Source organism: Glaciimonas sp. GG7 (genome assembly GCF_052976905.1).
The window spans coordinates 20,611-39,489 of record NZ_JBRIIQ010000021.1 but is presented as its reverse complement, the minus strand read 5'-3'; the positions used below and the strand labels follow the sequence as shown (position 1 = coordinate 39,489).

General features: G+C 53.1%; 16 protein-coding genes. 6 read left to right on the top strand and 10 right to left on the bottom strand.

What is annotated here, in order from left to right; all coding sequences use genetic code 11:
* The first annotated feature begins 75 nt into the window (after window positions 1–75).
* Window positions 76–1,005, top strand: a complete 930-nt coding sequence (locus ACVBEF_RS07555) for a choline sulfate utilization transcriptional regulator (protein WP_447123329.1) — start codon at window positions 76–78, stop codon at window positions 1,003–1,005.
* A 137-nt stretch (window positions 1,006–1,142) separates the two neighbouring features.
* Here the strand turns inward: ACVBEF_RS07555 and ACVBEF_RS07550 are convergent, their stop codons facing one another.
* The 7 genes from ACVBEF_RS07550 to rpmH all read right to left on the bottom strand — a co-directional run bounded on the left by ACVBEF_RS07550 (window position 1,143) and on the right by rpmH (window position 7,220).
* A complete protein-coding gene (locus ACVBEF_RS07550; protein ID WP_447123328.1) occupies window positions 1,143–1,994 on the bottom strand; it encodes an oxidoreductase in 852 nt (283 codons plus the stop codon).
* A gap of 427 nt (window positions 1,995–2,421) precedes the next feature.
* Window positions 2,422–2,907: a hypothetical protein gene (locus ACVBEF_RS07545; RefSeq protein ID WP_447123327.1), complete on the bottom strand. Its 486-nt coding sequence runs from the start codon at window positions 2,905–2,907 to the stop codon at window positions 2,422–2,424.
* A gap of 137 nt (window positions 2,908–3,044) precedes the next feature.
* On the bottom strand, window positions 3,045–4,442 hold the full coding sequence (gene mnmE / locus ACVBEF_RS07540) for a tRNA uridine-5-carboxymethylaminomethyl(34) synthesis GTPase MnmE (protein ID WP_447123326.1): 1,398 nt from the start codon (window positions 4,440–4,442) through the stop codon (window positions 3,045–3,047).
* A gap of 117 nt (window positions 4,443–4,559) precedes the next feature.
* Window positions 4,560–6,227, bottom strand: a complete 1,668-nt coding sequence (gene yidC, locus ACVBEF_RS07535) for a membrane protein insertase YidC (RefSeq protein ID WP_447123325.1) — start codon at window positions 6,225–6,227, stop codon at window positions 4,560–4,562.
* A gap of 19 nt (window positions 6,228–6,246) precedes the next feature.
* On the bottom strand, window positions 6,247–6,537 hold the full coding sequence (gene yidD, locus ACVBEF_RS07530) for a membrane protein insertion efficiency factor YidD (protein WP_447123324.1): 291 nt from the start codon (window positions 6,535–6,537) through the stop codon (window positions 6,247–6,249).
* An 85-nt stretch (window positions 6,538–6,622) separates the two neighbouring features.
* The gene (locus tag ACVBEF_RS07525; protein WP_447123323.1) at window positions 6,623–6,994 is read right to left on the bottom strand and encodes a ribonuclease P protein component; all 372 of its coding nucleotides are present in this window, start codon (window positions 6,992–6,994) and stop codon (window positions 6,623–6,625) included.
* Between the two features lie 91 nt (window positions 6,995–7,085).
* Window positions 7,086–7,220 carry a 50S ribosomal protein L34 gene (gene rpmH, locus ACVBEF_RS07520; RefSeq protein WP_061535510.1) on the bottom strand — a complete coding sequence of 45 codons (135 nt, stop codon included), beginning with the start codon at window positions 7,218–7,220 and terminating at the stop codon, window positions 7,086–7,088.
* 494 nt (window positions 7,221–7,714) lie between these two features.
* Here rpmH and dnaA point away from each other — a divergent pair, with 494 nt between their 5' ends.
* The 3 genes from dnaA (at window position 7,715) to gyrB (ending at window position 13,241) form a co-directional block, all read left to right on the top strand.
* Window positions 7,715–9,142 (top strand): chromosomal replication initiator protein DnaA, encoded by a 1,428-nt coding sequence (dnaA, locus tag ACVBEF_RS07515; protein WP_447123322.1) that lies wholly within the window; start codon window positions 7,715–7,717, stop codon window positions 9,140–9,142.
* A gap of 300 nt (window positions 9,143–9,442) precedes the next feature.
* Window positions 9,443–10,549: a DNA polymerase III subunit beta gene (dnaN, locus tag ACVBEF_RS07510; RefSeq protein WP_447123321.1), complete on the top strand. Its 1,107-nt coding sequence runs from the start codon at window positions 9,443–9,445 to the stop codon at window positions 10,547–10,549.
* A 196-nt stretch (window positions 10,550–10,745) separates the two neighbouring features.
* The gene (gyrB, locus tag ACVBEF_RS07505; protein WP_447123320.1) at window positions 10,746–13,241 is read left to right on the top strand and encodes a DNA topoisomerase (ATP-hydrolyzing) subunit B; all 2,496 of its coding nucleotides are present in this window, start codon (window positions 10,746–10,748) and stop codon (window positions 13,239–13,241) included.
* A 200-nt stretch (window positions 13,242–13,441) separates the two neighbouring features.
* Here the strand turns inward: gyrB and ACVBEF_RS07500 are convergent, their stop codons facing one another.
* The 3 genes from ACVBEF_RS07500 to ACVBEF_RS07490 all read right to left on the bottom strand — a co-directional run bounded on the left by ACVBEF_RS07500 (window position 13,442) and on the right by ACVBEF_RS07490 (window position 16,422).
* Window positions 13,442–14,221 carry a GNAT family N-acetyltransferase gene (locus ACVBEF_RS07500; protein WP_447123319.1) on the bottom strand — a complete coding sequence of 260 codons (780 nt, stop codon included), beginning with the start codon at window positions 14,219–14,221 and terminating at the stop codon, window positions 13,442–13,444.
* Window positions 14,222–14,390: 169 nt separating this feature from the next.
* Entirely contained in the window at window positions 14,391–15,512 is a 1,122-nt protein-coding gene (locus tag ACVBEF_RS07495; protein WP_447123318.1) for an SDR family oxidoreductase, read from the bottom strand.
* Between the two features lie 37 nt (window positions 15,513–15,549).
* Window positions 15,550–16,422, bottom strand: a complete 873-nt coding sequence (locus tag ACVBEF_RS07490; protein ID WP_447123317.1) for a MipA/OmpV family protein — start codon at window positions 16,420–16,422, stop codon at window positions 15,550–15,552.
* A gap of 297 nt (window positions 16,423–16,719) precedes the next feature.
* Between ACVBEF_RS07490 and ACVBEF_RS07485 the strand changes: the two genes are divergently transcribed.
* Together ACVBEF_RS07485 and ACVBEF_RS07480 are read left to right on the top strand one after the other, a co-directional pair.
* The gene (locus ACVBEF_RS07485; RefSeq protein WP_447123316.1) at window positions 16,720–17,403 is read left to right on the top strand and encodes a response regulator; all 684 of its coding nucleotides are present in this window, start codon (window positions 16,720–16,722) and stop codon (window positions 17,401–17,403) included.
* Window positions 17,400–18,806, top strand: coding sequence for an ATP-binding protein (locus ACVBEF_RS07480; protein ID WP_447123315.1), 1,407 nt, complete (start codon window positions 17,400–17,402; stop codon window positions 18,804–18,806). Before ACVBEF_RS07485 ends, ACVBEF_RS07480 begins: the two co-directional genes overlap by 4 nt.
* The last annotated feature ends 73 nt before the right edge of the window (window positions 18,807–18,879 follow it).

Sequence of the window (18,879 nt, the reverse complement as noted above, 5' to 3'; positions counted from 1 at the left end):
GCAGAATTTGAGTCTATCATCGTGTTTTAGCGGGTGTGAAGACGGAATATTATTATGTATACATAAGGAAATATGATGGCAAATATGAAGGCAATACAGCGACGCCTGCCCCCTCTGCAAACCCTGGCTTTCTTCGAAGCCGCAGCACGCCATCTGAACTTCACCGCCGCCGCGCAAGAACTCAGCTCCAGTCAACCGGCGGTCAGTCAGCGCATCGGCTTATTGGAAGAGGATTTGGGCGTGCTGCTGTTCAAGCGCGCCCATCGCGGCGTCTCGCTCACCGCCGACGGCGTCCATCTGTTTGAGGCCGTGCATGCAAGTCTGGGCGAGATTGGAGAAGCCGTTGCCAACATCCGTTCGCGCCGCATGCGGCAGGTGCTCACCGTTGCTACCGACTTCGGTTTCGCCGCCTATTGGCTCATGCCGAGACTGTCCACACTGCGCGAATTAGTGCCCAATCTGGACGTGCGGATTGTGACGTCGCAAAATGAATTCGATATCCGTGGCGAATCGGTGGACGTCGCCATTGCCTGCGGTGCCGGAAGTTGGCCGGGCTGCGCGGCAGAACCGTTATTCCCGGAAATCGTTATCCCGGTATGTAGCCCCGGCTTTCTGCTCAAACATGCGCTAACCGGCAAGGCCGCGGACCTGACCCGCCTGCCTTTGCTACATCTGGAGAGCGCTGAGCCCGTGCGTTGGCAGACGTGGGAGGATTGGTTTGCGCACTATAAATTATCCATGACGAATGAAAATCACGACCTGACGCTAAACAATTACGCACTCGTCATTCAGGCCGCCATTGCAGGGCAAGGTGTGGCGTTAGGATGGGTGCCACTGATTGATGAATTAGTGCGCAGCGGTCAGTTGGTGACAGCCGCAGATCGGCCTGTCAAAACAGAGCGCGGGTATTTTCTGGTCCAGCCGTATTCGCAACGACCATCGGAGTCGCTAGCGCGGTTTCGGGAGTGGATTATTGGGGAGTGTCGAGGTGAGTCTGCACAATGATTGTGCTACTTGACGGATTGGACAGCAGATAGTGCGCTCGATGCGAAAAACCACCAAGGAATCCTTGACAGCTCAAAAGGAAGAGACGGCATCATCGAGGATAATGCCGTCTCTGGTGTTACCAGGGCGCTACCCGATTACGCCTTCGGGAAATCCGTCGCCAGACCTGCTTCACTCCAGGCTTCAATCTCCGCCAGATTTTTCCTCAGACTGGTTGTGACCGCCTCAACCCCAAACGCCCCCAGCACGAAATGCCGTGGCGGATTGTCGTTCTCGGTGATGGCGATCATTGCTTGGGCGATCCGTACCGGGTCTCCCGGCTGCGTACCACTGGCAGCGCTCGTGCCCTTTAAGCGCACCCCGACCGTTTCGGCATAATCGCTGATCAAGTTCGGCGTTTGCGTCATGGAGCGTCCAGCCCAATCGGTGCGTGCCGGTCCTGGTGCGACACAGGTAACCTTGATTCCAAGCGGTTTTCCCTCGACAGCGAGCGAATCCGACCAGCCTTCTACCGCATGTTTGCTGGCGGCGTAATAGCCGGAACCTGGAAAGCCGATGTGACCGGCGACCGATGTGATGTTGATGACGTGGCCGCTGCGTTGCGCGCGCATAACCGGTAATACGGCGCGCGTCATCGCGAACAGACCAAACACATTGGCGTCGAATTGGGCGCGGATTTGGGCTTCCTCGCCCTCCTCAACCGAGGACATATAACCATAACCAGCGTTATTGACCAGTACGTCGATACGACCAAAGCGTTCGGTTGCGGCCTTCACCGCGCTGGCTATCTGGCTGGCGTCGTTGACGTCGAGATCGAGCGCCAGTGCACGGTCTTCAGCACCGACTAATAAATCAGCAACGCGGCTCTTGTCACGCGCTGTCACGACGGCGCGCCAGCCGCGTGCCAATATCAACTTGGCAAATTCATTGCCGAAACCGGTTGAACATCCGGTGATAAACCAAACGGGGGTATTTTGTGATGACGGCATGATGGAGATCCCTTGTAAAGAATCGATCATACTCCGTGAGCAACATTTCTGAAGTGGGAGGGCTGGAATGGAAAATGGCGCGTCTCAGAGCGGGTAACGGGTCAACTCAGAAACGCGGTACTGCACCTCTCGCGCATCATCATCAGTGATAGTTGAGAACTTCGATCAAGGTAACTATTTACACGAAGCTGGTCGCGCATCAGGATCATCGCAACTGAAGTGAGCGGCGGCGCACCCGGTGAGTAGAGAACACAATATCAACATAGCCAATGCTGTTTTCATAATGGTTCCCTTGGGCGAAAATTGACGCTGGATTAGTCCAATCGTTGACATTGATGCAGTTTGCATTTGAACAACGCTTGTGACCCATTCTGACAGGTTTTAACGCCCGTTGTCCTTACGATTAACGTAACAATTAACGTAACAATTAAGGAGAGCGATCAGGTGCTGGCATGACGAAAATTTCTTCCGATGGACTCAGCGAGTCTTTCGTCGATACCGGACCGCTGGGAGCCACACTGCCCAGCTCTGCCTTAATACCGGCCACAATATTCCGCGTCCAATCCGGCCCCGATCCCAGTCCTAGCCTCGAGCGTTGCAAACTCTGTACTTCGATCGTGTAGGACGCTGCATTGCGACCTGCTGGCGAGATGGTCACGCTGACGATTTCCCCGCCGCCCATCATCCCGATATTACTTTCTGCGCGAATACGGCCTTGACGCTTATCATCATCAACGATGGTGAGACTGCGCGTCACACTACGGATAGCGGCCTTCCAGACCTCGTCATAGCTGTGCGCTGTCACCGTAAATTGTGTCGGATTAACGACAACCGGTTGCAAATTATTGTTGGTCACGCAGCCAGCTAATAAAAGTACGAGGACGGCAAGTACAGCCCTATAAGATTTTTTCATTTTGTGCCTTTCGTAGAAATCGTTCTATTCATGACAACGTTAAGGGTGAATAGGTTCAGGGACAGGTCGATGCGTGTGGCTTTTTATTTTGTTGCTGAAGGATAAATTTGGCCCCTATGCGTCGCTCGAACGGTGAACTACTTTCCAATACAAAACCGCGAAAAAATCACACCCAATAAATCATCGGGTGTGAACGCTCCAGTGATGCTATTGAGTTTATCTTGCGCCAGTCGCAACTCTTCGGCAAATAAATCCAGTGATTGGTCGCTGGCATGATTGTCGACCGTGGCGTGTTCGGCGGCGATATGCAGGTGTTCGCGGGCGGCTTTAAGGGCGATTAAGTGGCGCTCGCGTGCCAGATAGCGCGATTCACCGGTTTGCTGCCAGCCAGCGATGCGCAATAGTTCTGTGCGCAAGAGATCGATGCCGAGATGGTCTGTTGCCGAGATATAAATGTGCGTTGTATCGCCCATCAGATCGACCGCTGCCTTATGGCCAGATTGGTCGATTTTGTTCCAGATCCGAATCACGGGCGCGTTGTGTGGGAAACGTGCGAGGATTTTTTCATCAGCTAATGCCGGGCCATGATTGGCGTCGAGCATATGCAAGATGACATCGGCTTTGGCGACGGCGGCCCAGGTGCGCTCAATCCCGATGCGCTCGACTTCGTCGTGGGCGTCTTCGGCATCGCGGATACCGGCGGTGTCGATGATGTTAAGCGGGATACCTTCGAGCTGGATGGTTTCGGTGATTTTGTCGCGCGTGGTGCCAGCGATAGGCGTGACGATCGCGACGTCGGAGCCAGCCAGTGCGTTCAATAGCGATGATTTGCCGACGTTGGGCTGGCCTGCCAGCACGATATTGAGGCCGTCGCGTAGCAACGCCCCTTGTGCCGCTTGGCTGAAAACATGATCGAGCGTGTTGCGGATTTTTTTTAATTGGCCCAGAGCGTTAGATTTTTCGAGGAAATCGATTTCTTCTTCAGGAAAATCAAGCGTCGCTTCAACCAGCATGCGCAAATTGATGACTTGCTCAACCAGACTGTGGATGACTTTGGAGAACGCGCCGGAGAGCGATTCGGAGGCCGATTTAGCGGCAGCTTCTGTTGACGCTTCGATCAGGTCGGCGACGGCTTCGGCTTGCGCCAGATCGAGTTTATCGTTGAGAAAGGCGCGTTGGGTGAATTCGCCCGGCTCGGCCATGCGCAATCCCATGTCTTGCCCGGCCTCCAGACAGCGCGCCAGCAACATTTTTAGTACGACCGGGCCGCCGTGGCCTTGTAACTCCAGGACATCTTCGCCAGTATAGGAATGCGGGCCCTTGAAATAGAGAGCAAGGCCTTGGTCGATGATACTGCCATCGATATTTTTGAAAGACAAATAGGTGGCGTGACGTGGTGTCAGTTTTTCTTCAGCAAGACCGCAGAGCGCTTCAATAATCGGACCGAGATGGTTGCCAGAGACGCGAACGACGCCGATGCCGCCACGACCAGGGGCTGTGGCGATTGCTGCGATGGGGGAGGAATCGAGAGACATAGATGGATTTTACGGTTGATCGTTGTTAATAGTAGATGGATCGTGCGTTGCGCAAACAACAAAGCCCGTGAATGTTAATTCACGGGCTTTTTCACGACAGTCGGGAAAACGCGGAAATTATGCTGCTTTTTCCATGTTTTTAGTAATCACCCACTGCTGCGCAATCGATAACACGTTGTTGGTAATCCAGTACAGCACAAGACCTGATGGAAAGAAGAAGAACATGACCGAGAAAATCAGCGGCATGAACATCATGACCTTGGCTTGCATCGGATCAGGCGGTTTCGGGTTCAGTTTGGTCTGGATAAACATCGAGATCGCCATGACGACCGGCAAAATGTAGAACGGGTCCGGTGCAGCCAAATCATGAATCCAGCCTAGCCACGGGGCGTTACGCATTTCAACGCTGGCCAGCAAAACCCAATACAGCGAGATGAAAACCGGAATCTGAATCACGATAGGGAGACAGCCGCCGAGTGGATTGATTTTCTCGGTTTTGTAGAGCTGCATCATTTCCTGATTCATCTTTTGCGGCTCGCCTTTATGACGTTCGCGAATCGCAGTCATCTTCGGCGTGACTTTTTTCATCTTCGCCATGCTGCGATAGCTCGCGGCCGACAATGGGAAGAACAGCAGCTTGATCATGATCGTCAGCGCGATGATGGTCCAGCCCCAGTTGCCGAGGACTTTGTGGATCTGTGTCATCAACCAGAAAATCGGTTTAGCGATGATGGTCAACCAGCCATAGTCCTTGACCAGTTCCAGACCTGGCGCGGTGGCTTCGAGTACGGCGGACTCTTCAGGACCGGAGAACAGACGGGCATCCATCGTGACACTGGCTCCCGGTGCAATCGTGCCCAGCGGCAGGATATTGCCGACGGCGTAGAGATTAGTAGCGACTTTTTTGGTGAAAATTTCACGCGGCGCATTTTCTTGCGGGATGAAGGCCGAGACAAAATAGTGCTGCATGATCGCGAACCAGCCGTCGTTTGCTTTGGTGGCGTGATCGGCTTTATTGCTCTCTACTTTATCGAAAGTGAATTTCTGGAACTTGTTGGCGTCGGTGTAGACCGCTGCACCGGTAAAGGTGCTCACAAAGCGTTGTTCGCCTTCCGGTTTGTTACCGTCGCGTACCAGTTGCAGGTAGAGCGAAGGCGTGACCGGTACGCCGCTTTCATTGGTAATCGTGTGCTTGACATCAATTGCGTAATCGCCGCGCTTGAAGGTAAAGGTCTTAGTCAGCTTGACGCCGCCCTGTGTGGCTTCCAGCACCAATTGGACTTGCTTGCCGTTATCAAGCGTGCGTACACCCGGTACAGCGACAAACGTCGTTTTGTGATTAGGGAAGTTGCCACCGATTAAGCCGGTGTCGGCCAGATAGATACGTTTTGCGCTGGAATCAAACAACACCAGATTTTTAGTCGGATCAACTGTATCGCGCTGCGTTAGCAACTCAAGCCGCTTTAACTGACCGCCGACCGTATCGATGTCGGCTTTGACGACGTCGGTAGTGATGGTGATGGTTTCGCCTTTGGAGGCCGTTGCCGTGTCAGGTACCGCGCTCGCTGGCGCAGCAGCGCCAGACATATTTGCCTCTTGCGGTACATCGCTACTGGACGCGCCAATGGCAGCAGCAGGCGCAGCTCCGGCAACAGCGGCTGGCACTGTCGGCGTCGCGCTCGGGAAAAACATCGAGGCGTTGCCGTTATGGCGTTGCCAGTTATCCCACAGGAATAACAGCGACAGTGAAAATACAACCCACAGGATGGTACGTTTGATATCCATAAGAGTAATTCTCTATGATTCAGGTGTGACTGCAGCCGCATGATCGATCAGCGGAAGTTGCAGAGGGTTTGGCGGAGGATGCAACGGATGCAGAAGAAGATGGCGGAACCGGATCAAAGCCCCCGGCATGCCAGGGATGACACTTTCCAAGGCGACAAGCTGCCAGAAAACTCCCCTTTACAGCGCCATGCGTTTGAATTGCTTCGGCAGCATACTCAGAGCAACCAGGATAAAACCGACAGTTCTGGCCCAGAAACGGGCTTATTCCATATTTGTAGCAGCGCAACAGGAACAGTAAAGTCGCTTTCATGATCGCTTTCCGCATCTACTTTTGGAAATACTTAAGACGCGCATTATATGCCCATCGTTTGCACGTCCATCAGCATGTCCATCAATTACACGCGCTTCGCTACGCGTTGTGAAGCGAATAACTGTATCAATTCACTCCGCAATTCTCGCTTCAGGCGTGCTGTTGTAGCCGGACCTGCTTTGGTGTTTACCGGTTTCGATAAACGGACAATACAGTCGATAGGCGGCAAAGACGTCAGACGAAAAAATTCACGCGTAACCCGTTTAACGGCGTTACGCGTGGCAGCCCGCGGTGCTAATCGTTTTGCAGCAACAACGCCCAATCGTGCCTTGGCGTCAGGCAATGGATTGACGCGGGTGTACAAAACGAAATGGGCTGTTCGACAGACCGGGCGCAAACGAAAAACGGATGAAAATTCATCCGTTTTAACGATGCGTCGGTCGCGGGGAAAACCCAATGATGAACTCGGTAAAGAGATCGCTGAGGGCTCGCCTGCTTCTTTCACACTTTCTGTCACATTTTTTGTCACGCAAGCTATACCCGAAGGATTAAGCTGCCAGACGTTTGCGGCCTTTGGCGCGACGTGCATTTAGCACAGCGCGACCGCCACGGGTTGCCATACGTGCGCGGAAGCCGTGGGTACGTTTACGGCGCACGACGGAAGGTTGATATGTACGTTTCATTATGGTCTCGCTAATTTGCAGAAATAAATCGGAAATCGGATCTTTACACTTTGCGCGTTGCCTGCCGTTCGATCTGGTCCGAACCTTGTGCTGTGTTAATACAGCGTTCGGAGCAGGCAATTCGAGCAGTCAAGATTGCAATTTCGCAATTCAACGGATAGTGAACCGAGGATTAGAACCCATTTCCGGCCCGCTTGTCAATCACTTAGCGTATTTTCGATGCACACCCCGCCGCCTCCGCGCGCTGGCAATTAAACGCCAAGCCTGTGGATAACTTTCGCCAGCACGGGTAGAATAGCGGCTTAATGTGGCATGCGTGCACGCGATCAGGTCTGTAGCCCCCGCTACACTGACATCGCCATCCGTAGGCAAGAGCAGCGCTTAAGCCGTCACATGGCACGCAGCAGACGTAGCAGGTTGCTTCTGACAAGCCCGACCTGGCGCGCAATGATCTTCCTTCCACATCCTTTCACTTAGTTTCACTTAGACGATTCATGGAAAATTTCTGGCAAAGTTGCTCTGCCCAGTTGGAGCAGGAGTTGACGCCTCAACAATTTAGTGCGTGGATAAAACCGTTGTCCCCCATCGATTACGAGGATGGACGGCTACGCATTGCAGCACCGAACCGGTTTAAGCTTGATTGGGTAAAAACGCAATTTGCCAGCCGTATTACAACGTTGGCATCACAATTTTGGGAAATGCCAATAGACGTTCAGTTTATGCTGGACCCGCGCACCAATGTTGCTCGCAAGCCAAGTACTTCCACCATGCCGGTCGCGGTAGAGGGTGCGCGTCCTAATATGTCGGCACCATTCCCAAATGGCGGCATGGGCGGCGGCAACCAATACGATCGCATGCCCGAATCCCAGGCAGAATCAAGCGCCGTGACAGCGCGACGCGATCAGTCGCGGATTAACACCGAATTGAGCTTTAGCAGTTTTGTCACCGGAAAAGCCAACCAGCTAGCCCGCGCCGCAGCGATTCAGGTCGCCAATAATCCCGGCGTGTCCTATAACCCGCTGTTCTTGTACGGCGGTGTCGGCCTCGGTAAAACCCATTTAATCCATGCCATTGGCAACCAGCTTCTGGCCGACAATCCCTCCTCGAAAATTCGCTACATCCATGCTGAACAGTACGTTCGCGACGTAGTGACCGCTTACCAACGCAAGGGATTTGACGACTTTAAACGCTATTACCATTCGCTCGATTTATTACTCATTGATGATATTCAATTCTTTGGCGGCAAGAGCCGCACACAGGAAGAATTCTTTTACGCCTTCGAAGCCTTAATTGCCGCAAAGAAACAAATCATCATCACCAGCGATACCTATCCAAAAGAAATCACCGGTATGGACGATCGCCTGATTTCTCGTTTTGACTCCGGTTTAACGGTCGCCATTGAGCCACCTGAACTCGAAATGCGCGTCGCCATTTTGCTGAAAAAAGCAGCATCCGAAGGCGTCACATTCTCCGACGATGTCGCTTTTTTTGTCGCCAAACATCTGCGCTCCAACGTGCGCGAGCTCGAAGGCGCGTTGCGCAAAATCCTGGCGTACTCACGGTTTCATGGCAAAGACATCACGATTGATATCGTAAAAGACGCACTCAAAGATTTGCTATCTGTACAAAATCGACAAATTTCTGTCGAAAATATCCAGAAAACGGTCGCCGATTTTTTCAATATCAAAGTCGCCGACATGTATTCCAAAAAGCGGCCTGCGAATATTGCCCGGCCGCGTCAGATTGCCATGTATCTGGCCAAAGAACTCACCCAAAAAAGCCTGCCAGAGATCGGCGAGTTATTTGGCGGCCGCGATCACACCACGGTATTGCATGCCGTGCGCAAGATTGCTGGCGACCGTACTAAAAATCCGGAATGCAATCACGAACTACATGTCTTGGAGCAAACCTTAAAGGGGTAACGTTTTAACGCACACTCCTGCCTACCTGCCTGTGGATAACCTCCAAGGCAGTCATCCTGCCAAGAACAAGATTGTGGTTTTTTGTATCGTTAAAAATTGCACCAGATTTGCGCAGGTTGTCTGATGGAAATATAAGCCCGCTCAAAAGTAATAAATAATCAGTAAATCGTCCGTAGATTTGCTGCCAATGTCATTCGGAAGTAGTCGAAATAAGTTACATTGACAGACTGATTCAAGGTCACTCAAAAATGGCCGAAAACGAAGCGATTTTGTTGAAATTTTGATAATAAGGATATAGCTATGCAATTGGTCAAAACCAACCGAGATGCCCTTCTCCGGCCACTGCAGATCGTGAGCGGTATTGTCGAGCGTCGGCACACATTGCCGATTTTGGCCAATATCCTCATACGCAAGGACGGCGAAAACGTCTCTTTTCTGTCCACCGACATTGAAGTACAAATTACGACAAAAGCCCAGGTCGGCAGTGGCGCCGAAATTGCCGCCACCACGGTCGCGGCGCGTAAGCTCCTCGATATTCTGCGCGCCTTGCCAGAATCGGGCGAAGTCTCACTGACATTAAGCAACAAACGCATGACGGTGCAATCCGGCAAATCGCGTTTTGCACTGCAAACATTGGCCGCCGAAGAATTCCCGACAGTCGCGCAAGCCGAGCATTACAACGCCACCGTCACGCTGCCGCAAAAGACCCTCAAGCATTTGTTCAACATGGTCCATTTTTCGATGGCGCAACAGGACATTCGGTATTACCTCAACGGTCTGCTACTGGTACTCGACGGCAACAACGTCATCGCCGTCGCAACCGACGGTCACCGTCTGGCATTTTGCCAGGTCGCAACAGAGCAAGAGTTCGTGCGCCAGGAAGTCATCATTCCGCGCAAGACCATCATCGAACTGCAACGCCTGCTAGACGAAACCGACGAGCCGGTCCAACTCGAAATCGCCAACAATCAAGTCAAACTCACGTTTGCCGATATTGAGCTGATTTCAAAACTGGTTGAAGGCAAATTCCCTGATTACACCCGGGTGGTCCCTAAGGGCTACAAAAACGATTTCACTATCGGCCGGGATCGTCTGCTGCGCTCATTGCAGCGCGCCGCCATCATGACCAGCGATAAATTCAAAGGCGTGCGTTGGGTCGTTACGCCAGGCAGCCTCAAAATCAACTCCACCAATGCCGATCAGGAAGAGGCGATTGAAGAGCTCGAAATCGATTACGGCGGCGACAGCGTAGACATCGGTTTTAACGTCACCTATTTGCTCGACGTGCTCAACAATTTAAAAGGCGACAACGTCAATATCGCCTTGGGCGACGCCAATTCATCGGCATTGATCACCGTGCCTGAAAACCCGGACTTTAAATACGTTGTGATGCCGATGCGGATTTGAGTTTTCATTAAAACTCTGTCATTGAGCAATTTCGTGATACGTAACACGTAATACGAAATATGCATTAAATAGCTAGTAATAAATCGTCAAAGCAGTGTCGTGAAATAGGGGCTTAGGCCCCTTTGCCGCATCTAAGAAATCTGCACAAAATGCGGATTTCGGCTTGGATTCATGTTTTTTAGAACTTAAGGTAGCCATGTCATCAATCCCTCAAGACAACACCAATCAACCGCCAGTACCAGCGCCAGTCGATACCTACGGTGCGTCCTCCATTCAGATACTCGAAGGTCTGGAAGCAGTTCGAAAGCGTCCGGGGATGTACATCGGCGACACCTCAGACGGAACCGGCCTGCATCATTTAGTATTCGAAGTCCTCGATAACTCCATCGATGAATCGTTAGCTGGTCATTGCACCGAGATCAACGTCACGATCCACTCCGACAACTCCATCTCGGTCACCGACAATGGCCGCGGCGTCCCCACCGGGATCAAGTTCGACGACAAGCACGAGCCTAAACGCAGCGCCGCAGAAATCGTCATGACCGAGCTGCACGCAGGTGGTAAATTCGATCAAAACTCCTACAAAGTCTCCGGCGGTTTGCATGGCGTGGGCGTCTCTTGCGTCAATGGTTTATCCAAATTATTAAAGCTCACCATCCGTCGCGATGGCAAAGTCCATTACATGGAATTCGTGCGCGGCGTCCCACAAGAACGCCAGATCGAAACCGTCAACGGCATGATCGTCTCGCCCATCAAAGTCATCGGCGACACTGACAAGCGCGGCACCGAAGTCCACTTCTGGGCCGACGAAGAAATTTTCACCCACGTCGAATTCCATTACGAAATCCTCGCCAAACGCATCCGCGAACTATCCTTCCTTAACAACGGCGTACGCATCAAACTCAGCGATCAACGCACCGGCAAAGAAGAAATGTTCGCCTTCGAAGGAGGCACCCGCGGCTTCGTCGAATACATCAACAAAAACAAAAGCGTCTTACACCCGACCATTTTCCAGGCCACCGGCGAAAAAGAAGGCGTCACAGTAGACGTCTCCATGCAATGGAACGACGCCTACAACGAACAAGTTTTATGCTTCACCAATAACATCCCGCAACGCGACGGCGGCACCCACCTCACCGGCCTGCGCGCGGCCATGACGCGGGTGCTCAACAAATACATCGAAGAACACGATTTCGCCAAACGCGCCAAAGTCGAAACCAGCGGCGACGACATGCGCGAAGGCCTCACTTGCGTGCTATCGGTCAAAGTCCCCGAGCCAAAATTCAGCTCGCAAACCAAAGACAAACTGGTCTCCAGCGAAGTGCGCCTGCCGGTAGAAGAAATCGTCGCCCGTACGCTCAACGACTATCTGCAAGAACGACCAAACGACGCCAAAATCATCTGCGGCAAAATCGTCGAAGCCGCTCGCGCCCGCGACGCCGCCCGCAAAGCGCGTGAACTCACGCGCCGCAAAGGCGTCATGGACGGCCTCGGCCTCTCGTCAAAATTAGCCGATTGCCAGGAAAAAGACCCCGCACTATGCGAGCTGTATATCGTCGAGGGAGACTCAGCGGGCGGCTCCGCCAAACAGGGCCGCGACCGTAAATTCCAGGCGATTCTGCCCCTGCGCGGTAAAGTCCTCAACGTCGAAAAAGCCCGCTTCGAAAAAATGCTCTCGTCCGAGCAGATCACCACCCTGATCGCCACCCTCGGCACCAGCATCGGCCCCGACGAATTCAACGCCGACAAACTGCGTTATCACCGCATCATCATCATGACCGACGCCGACGTCGACGGCGCCCACATCCGCACCCTGCTGCTGACCCTGTTCTATCGCCAGATGCCACAACTGGTTGAACGCGGCCACATCTACATCGCCCAACCGCCACTCTACAAAGTCAAGCACGGCAAGGACGAGCGCTATCTCAAAGATGACGTCGAAGAAGTCCAATACATGATGCAAGTCGCCCTCAACGACGCCTCCCTCATCCCAAGCACCGGCACCGACCCGATCAGCGGACCCGCCCTGACCGAACTGGTACGTCAATACAATACCGCCAACGCCATCATCACGCGCCTCACCCGCGCCATCGACGGCGCAGCCCTGACCGCCATCATGACCGGCGTCACCCTGCAAATGGACACGCTGGAAAACGCCGAAATATCAGCCCAGGCGCTCACCAAAGAAATCGGCGACCCGGCAGTCAACGTCATCGTCAAATCCGATGAGCTGACCGAAAAACATCAGCTACGCATCCAGCGGATGTACCACGGCAACATCAAAGCCAGCGTCATCGACAGCGACTTCGCCGCCAGCTCCGACTACAAAGTCCTCAGCAACGCCGCCGCCACCTTCAAAGGCTTGATCGGCCCCGGTGCCATGGTCCGGCGCGGCACCGGTGAAAAAGTCAAAGAATTCGCCATCACCGATTTTCATCAGGCAATGGCATGGCTACGCGACGAAGCCGAACGCGGTGTCAGCAAACAGCGCTATAAAGGATTGGGCGAGATGAACCCAAGCCAACTATGGGAAACTACCATGGACCCAACCGTGCGCCGTTTGTTGAAAGTGCAGATTGATGACGCAATTGCTGCGGATCAGATATTTATGACGTTGATGGGAGATGACGTTGAACCACGGCGGGCGTTTATTGAGTTGAATGCTTTGCAGGCTGGGAATATTGATGTTTGATGTGTCGAATGGCACGAAAAATGAAAAAGTAGTGCCACAGGTAGGGTAATTTTCGTAGCACTGCCCTGCAGAGATAAAAAAGCCAACCGTTAAGGTTGGCTTTTTTACGTATCGTTGAAAGTGACTTCTAAAAACTACCTGCGCAAATCAATCCCACATTTCCAATGATCAGCTTGCATCACGTTCGGAGGAGAAGTCCATCAACGCACAACGCATGCCTTACCCGAATAAACATTATTCTCAAACAGCGGCTCAAATCCCAATTTTGTATAGATCCCAAGGCCAGCATCGGATGCTTCCAAAAAACAATATTGCGCACCTGATATTTTCGCCTCGGATAAGGCATATTTTATAAGCTGCGTTGCATACCCTTTTCCCTGAAGCGCAGGTAACGTTCCTACATCGTCAATCCGGGCGATACCATCACTCATTGACAGGGTAATTGATGCGACTGGTTTTCCTTGCTGGTACAAGCTGAAATGGGAAAGATGCATATTATTTTTTAAAGCACTTACATGCCTGCCGGCATAGCGCAAACTTGTTTCAAAAGTAGATTCAAACGCCCCCATCAAAGGCATGATCCAGTCGTTTAATTGATCATCATTGGCTTTGATTATTGTTCGGGCATCAACATTAGCGGTTTTATCGATGACAAATTTATCTAGATTCAACACCATAGAAACGGATTTCTCTGTCTGTGCATAACCCATGGTATTTAAAACACCTGCGATTTGAGGGGTGCACAATTTTTCTGGGACGATGACGGAAAATGAAAGATCGTCCTGTTCGTAAAACTGCTTTCCTTTGATTAAAATTTTATCGAGAGCATTTGTCTGCCTTGTAATATAAATAAAATTTAGTCCGGCTTCACCCGTCATATAGGCATGCGCACCATCTTCCAGATCCAGGAATTTAGACGAAATGCCTTTGAAAAAATAATCTTCAGCGTGACGGTATAAATTGATTAATGGCGCGTTCATATTTCATCCTTGTCTTTTATTAAAGCCGCGAATTCCAATAAAGAGTAACCGAAAAAATTTCAACCCTTTGTTCAGAACTGCCAAGTCACGGGATACAGCAAAGGGTCATGACGATTCAATCCCATCAACCTAGCTTATTGATACGATATCGAAAGCGACCTATTTCGCTCTATTTAAAGTCGCACATCATTTGCGATTGAATCGGTATCCCAACCGTACTGGTGACGCAACGCGCGGCATACGTCGTAAAGGGAGGTGCAGCGCTGACGCCTTCGGCCAGCAAGTGCCGGTTGTCAAACACATAGCCGAGCCGGGCAAACTCCCCGTACAGTTTCAAGGCACGCACCAGCAAGCGCGCATTGCAGTCGGGTAGCCGCATCCGGATCGACGGCAGCAGCCGCTCCATATGCTCTGGATCGATATGCTCATAATCATAGTCGCCGGTCCTCCCGCTTCCCCCCACCGTCAACGCCCGGTCGATGTGCCAAAAGGTCTTGCTCGATTGAACGCCTGCGGAGAGATGGAAGACAGAATGCGACAAGCTCTCTTTGAGCGCCAGGTCGACTAAGGCACTCGCGCACCAGTCCACCGGCACGACATCGATGCGGTCACCCATCGAAGCCGTTGTTACGCCCAATAGCTGCCAGACCCGAAATACCCAGAAAATACTTTGCGAAGGCGCGCATCCGAGACGGGTATGGCCGACGATGATAGAGGGTCGCGCCAGCACCAGCGGCAGATCGGGAAAGCGTTCCATGAGCAGCGTTTCGGCCAGCGCCTTGCTATACGTATACGGCACCACATGCGCGTCTTTGGTGGCGCAGGCCAGATGGCGCTCCTTGATATGACGCTGAACCGTACTTTGCTCGCCGCATGCCATTGCGGTGCCGACATAGATAAAGCGCTTCAGCGCGGGCCGACCATACATCAATGTAGCGAGCGCCATCGTGCCGTCGACGTTCACCTGATACAGGGCCGGATGCGCGGAAAATGTCGCCAGCGCCGCGCAATGAATCACCTGCGCGACCTGCTCGAGCCGCAGGTCGCTGCCGACACCGGACAAGGTATTGAGATCGCAGTTCAGAATCTGCTGCAAACTCAGTTGCGCTAAGTCGGCATCGCTTGCGCCCAGTGCCAGAAGGTTGGTGCGCAAACGCGCCATGGCGGATTCCGGATCGCTACCCCTAGCTAGCAACAGCAGCCGTTTTGTCAGGCCGCGCTGCATGGCATCTACCGCTACCGCGCCGCCGAGAAAGCCGGTCGCACCAGTAATTAAGATCAAATCATTCATTGTTTCCTTCGAAAGGGTGTCCTCAAAATCAGGCGATTTAAAAGGTGTAATTGACTGTTACGCCAGCGACCGGGGAGGTCTTGCGCACAACAATCGGGCTCTTGCCGACATCGCGGGTAAGACTGACGACGCCGACCGTTGTATCGACGCTCCACCGCGGGTTGAATTGATGTGTCCAGGTCAAGTCGGCGCGGGATTCATACAGACCGGCTTTCGGTTTGTAGGCTGCGTACCCGGATGCGGCCGACTGTTGCGCGGTGACGCCATAATAGGTTTGCGCATATTTTGAATCGGCAACACTAGCCGTGACACCTAACGTGACGGAATTGCTGCTGTCGGAGAACACCTTACCTCTCGCATTGAAGTGATAGCTGCTGCCGTTCTGACGTTGCGACAGTGGAATCTCGGCGATGACGGTCAGGTCTAGCCAATTGTCGACCATATAGCCAGCCGTCAGCAGGGTGGTGACCGAGCCGGAGATATCACCCATGCCGCGTAACTTGGTGCTGCCGTTTTTGCTGTAAGCGTTTGCATTTTTCTCAGCGCGGCCGGAACGATAACCCAGTGCAGTGCTGTAATGAAAAGCGCCTATCGTGTTGCCATAACCGATGCCGCGCGAAGTGCTGGCATAAAAACCATTCTGCATTGCATAATCAAGCGAGAGGCCGCCAAAGAATTGGCGCTGGTCCGATCCGGAGTAACGGGTAACGAGCCCTCCGCCGACGCTGACGACGAAGGCGTTGCCCTTAGCCGCCGTACCAGATGACGCTTCTGCGGCTTGGGCGTTGACCGACACAAAAGAGAGCGCGCCACAGAGTGAGGCCACGCATGACAGCAGAAAGACCGACTTGCGTTTCGGCTGCGACAGGCGATAACTGCTGCATTTGTTGCGAATATAGTGATTGCTCATAGCGTTCCTTGAAGTGAGTTAAATGCCGTGTCCGACCATAAAGGCGGTCCGGATCGGCTTGTTCACAGTATCCAGAACCAATCTGAAGAAAATCTGAGGCTTACATGAAGACTCCCTGAAGAATCGAATTCTTCAGGGAGTCTTCATGTTGTCGTGGTTAAATCTAAAAACGGCAGTTGACCGCTTCAAGGTATCTATAAGTGATTGTATAAATGAAATATTTGCACAATAAATACTGTCACCTGTCGGGTGACCACGCTACCGGCACGATTGCCGTTTTTAGATTAAATCAACCCTATGAAAATCCTGTTAATTGAAGATGACCTCGACCTTGGTAATGGCGTGCGCATTGCCTTGTCCGACCAAGGCATGGAAATAGTCTGGGTACGCCGCTTAGACGACGCCGTGCGCGTGCTCGATAGCGACACCTGCGATCTGGTGCTGCTGGATTTAAACCTGCCCGACGGCGACGGTCTCAATCTGCTGGCGCGCATCCGCCGGGAAAAAAACGGGCTGCCGGTGCTGATCCTGAGTGCACGCGACACCCTGGCCGACCGCCTGCGCGGCCTCGACAGCGGTGCCGACGATTACCTGGTCAAACCATTCATGCTGGCCGAACTGCTCTCACGGATACGCGCGCTGGGCAGACGCAGCTACGGCTTCGATGGTGAAACAGTCGAATTGCGCGGCCTGAGCCTGCATGCACTGACCCGACGCGTGAGTCTCGACGGCAATCCAATCGAGCTGACCGCGAGCGAATACGCCTTGTTAAAAACCCTGCTAGTACGCAGCGACCGCGTAGTGACACGGCGCATCCTCGAAGAAATCGCCCTACCGGGCGGGCAATCGAACGCCAGTAATACACTCGATGTCCATATGGCTAATTTGCGACGCAAAATCGGCGATGGTTATATCCGCACCGTGCGCGGTGTCGGTTATGTCATCGAACGCCATACCGACCGCCGCGCTGATCCGACATGAGAACGCGTATATGGAAACGGCTGCTGCAGCCGACATTGATGCGTCGCATGCTACTGGGGCAAATGCTGCTGCTGACGGTGTTATGGAGCTTGCTTGTCGCCTTTGTCATTTATGACGGCCATCACGACAGAGGTCTTCTGCACACCGACAGCATCTACGATGCGTTCATAACGGCCGCCGATTCGCTGGCCGATCAGCCGGATCGTCGCGATACGCTCATTCGTAACGTCGATCGCATGCTGCAATACGCATATGATCCTGAGCCAGAAAAAAATCCAGGCCTGCTGGAAATCGGGCCGGGCGTCGTCATTATCCAGGGCGGCAAGATCATTTATCGATCCGAGCATGTACCTGCCAGTTTACACAGCACTAAGCTCAATGAGATCGAAAAGATCGATATCGACGGTATGCACTGGTATACAAGATCGCGGCAATCGACAAAGACAGATACGCGTGTGACTCTGGCCGAGCCTAAGGATCCGGTTGGCTATTTTCTGGTGATCAACCAGCGTGGCTATTACCTGATCCCGTTGATACTCGCCCTGCCATTCCTCATATTGCCAGCCTGGTTGTCGATCCGTATCGGTTTGAAGCCCTGGACCCGGGTCGCGCGCGAAGTGGCCGAGCGCGGTCCGCAGGATTTGACGCCGCTCTCCATCAAACCCAAGCATCTGGAACTGCGGTCGATGGTCGACAATATCAATATGCTGCTGGGACGCGTCGAAGAAAGCGCGTTGCGTGAACGCAGTTTCATCGCCGACGCCGCGCATGAACTGCGCACTCCACTGGCGGCGATGCGCATCAATGTCGAAGCGCTACAGCAGCAGCAACACAACGTAGCGCAGCGCAGCCTGCTCAACGGCATTATCAACAGCAGTGACCGCGCCACACGGCTGGTGAGCCAGTTGCTGCAAATGATGCGCAGCGAGGCGACCGGCCAGATCGGAATGGATCGACTAGCACTGCATATCCTGCTGCAGGATCGGCTGGCGGTACTGTCGGCACTAGGATTGGCGCGCAACATCGAACTGGAACTGCTCGCGCAACAGCCGATATGGATCATGGGGCGGCGTGAAGGCCTCGAATCCCTGATCGCTAATCTGGTTGAAAATGCAGTCAAGTTCAGCCCGGAAAACGGTATCGTCACCGTCAGCCTCACCCGAGTCGGCGCACAAGCCGTACTGCATGTCGCAGATCAGGGCCCCGGCATTCCAAAAGCGTTGCGCGAGCGTGTGTTCGACCGTTTTTTCCGGGCACCCGACCAGAGCGAATCCGGCAGTGGCCTGGGACTGGCGATCGCGCAATCGGTGGCGCAACAGCATGGCGGAAAAATCTTCTTGGGCGATGCGCCCGGCGGCAGCGGCTTGCTAGTAGCTGTGACGCTACCGAGCATTATCCTTTAACGCATAGGCAGTTACTTGCCTATGCGACTAACCTCTCTATTGAATTAGCCCATTCTTGGGTCGTAAAGCCATT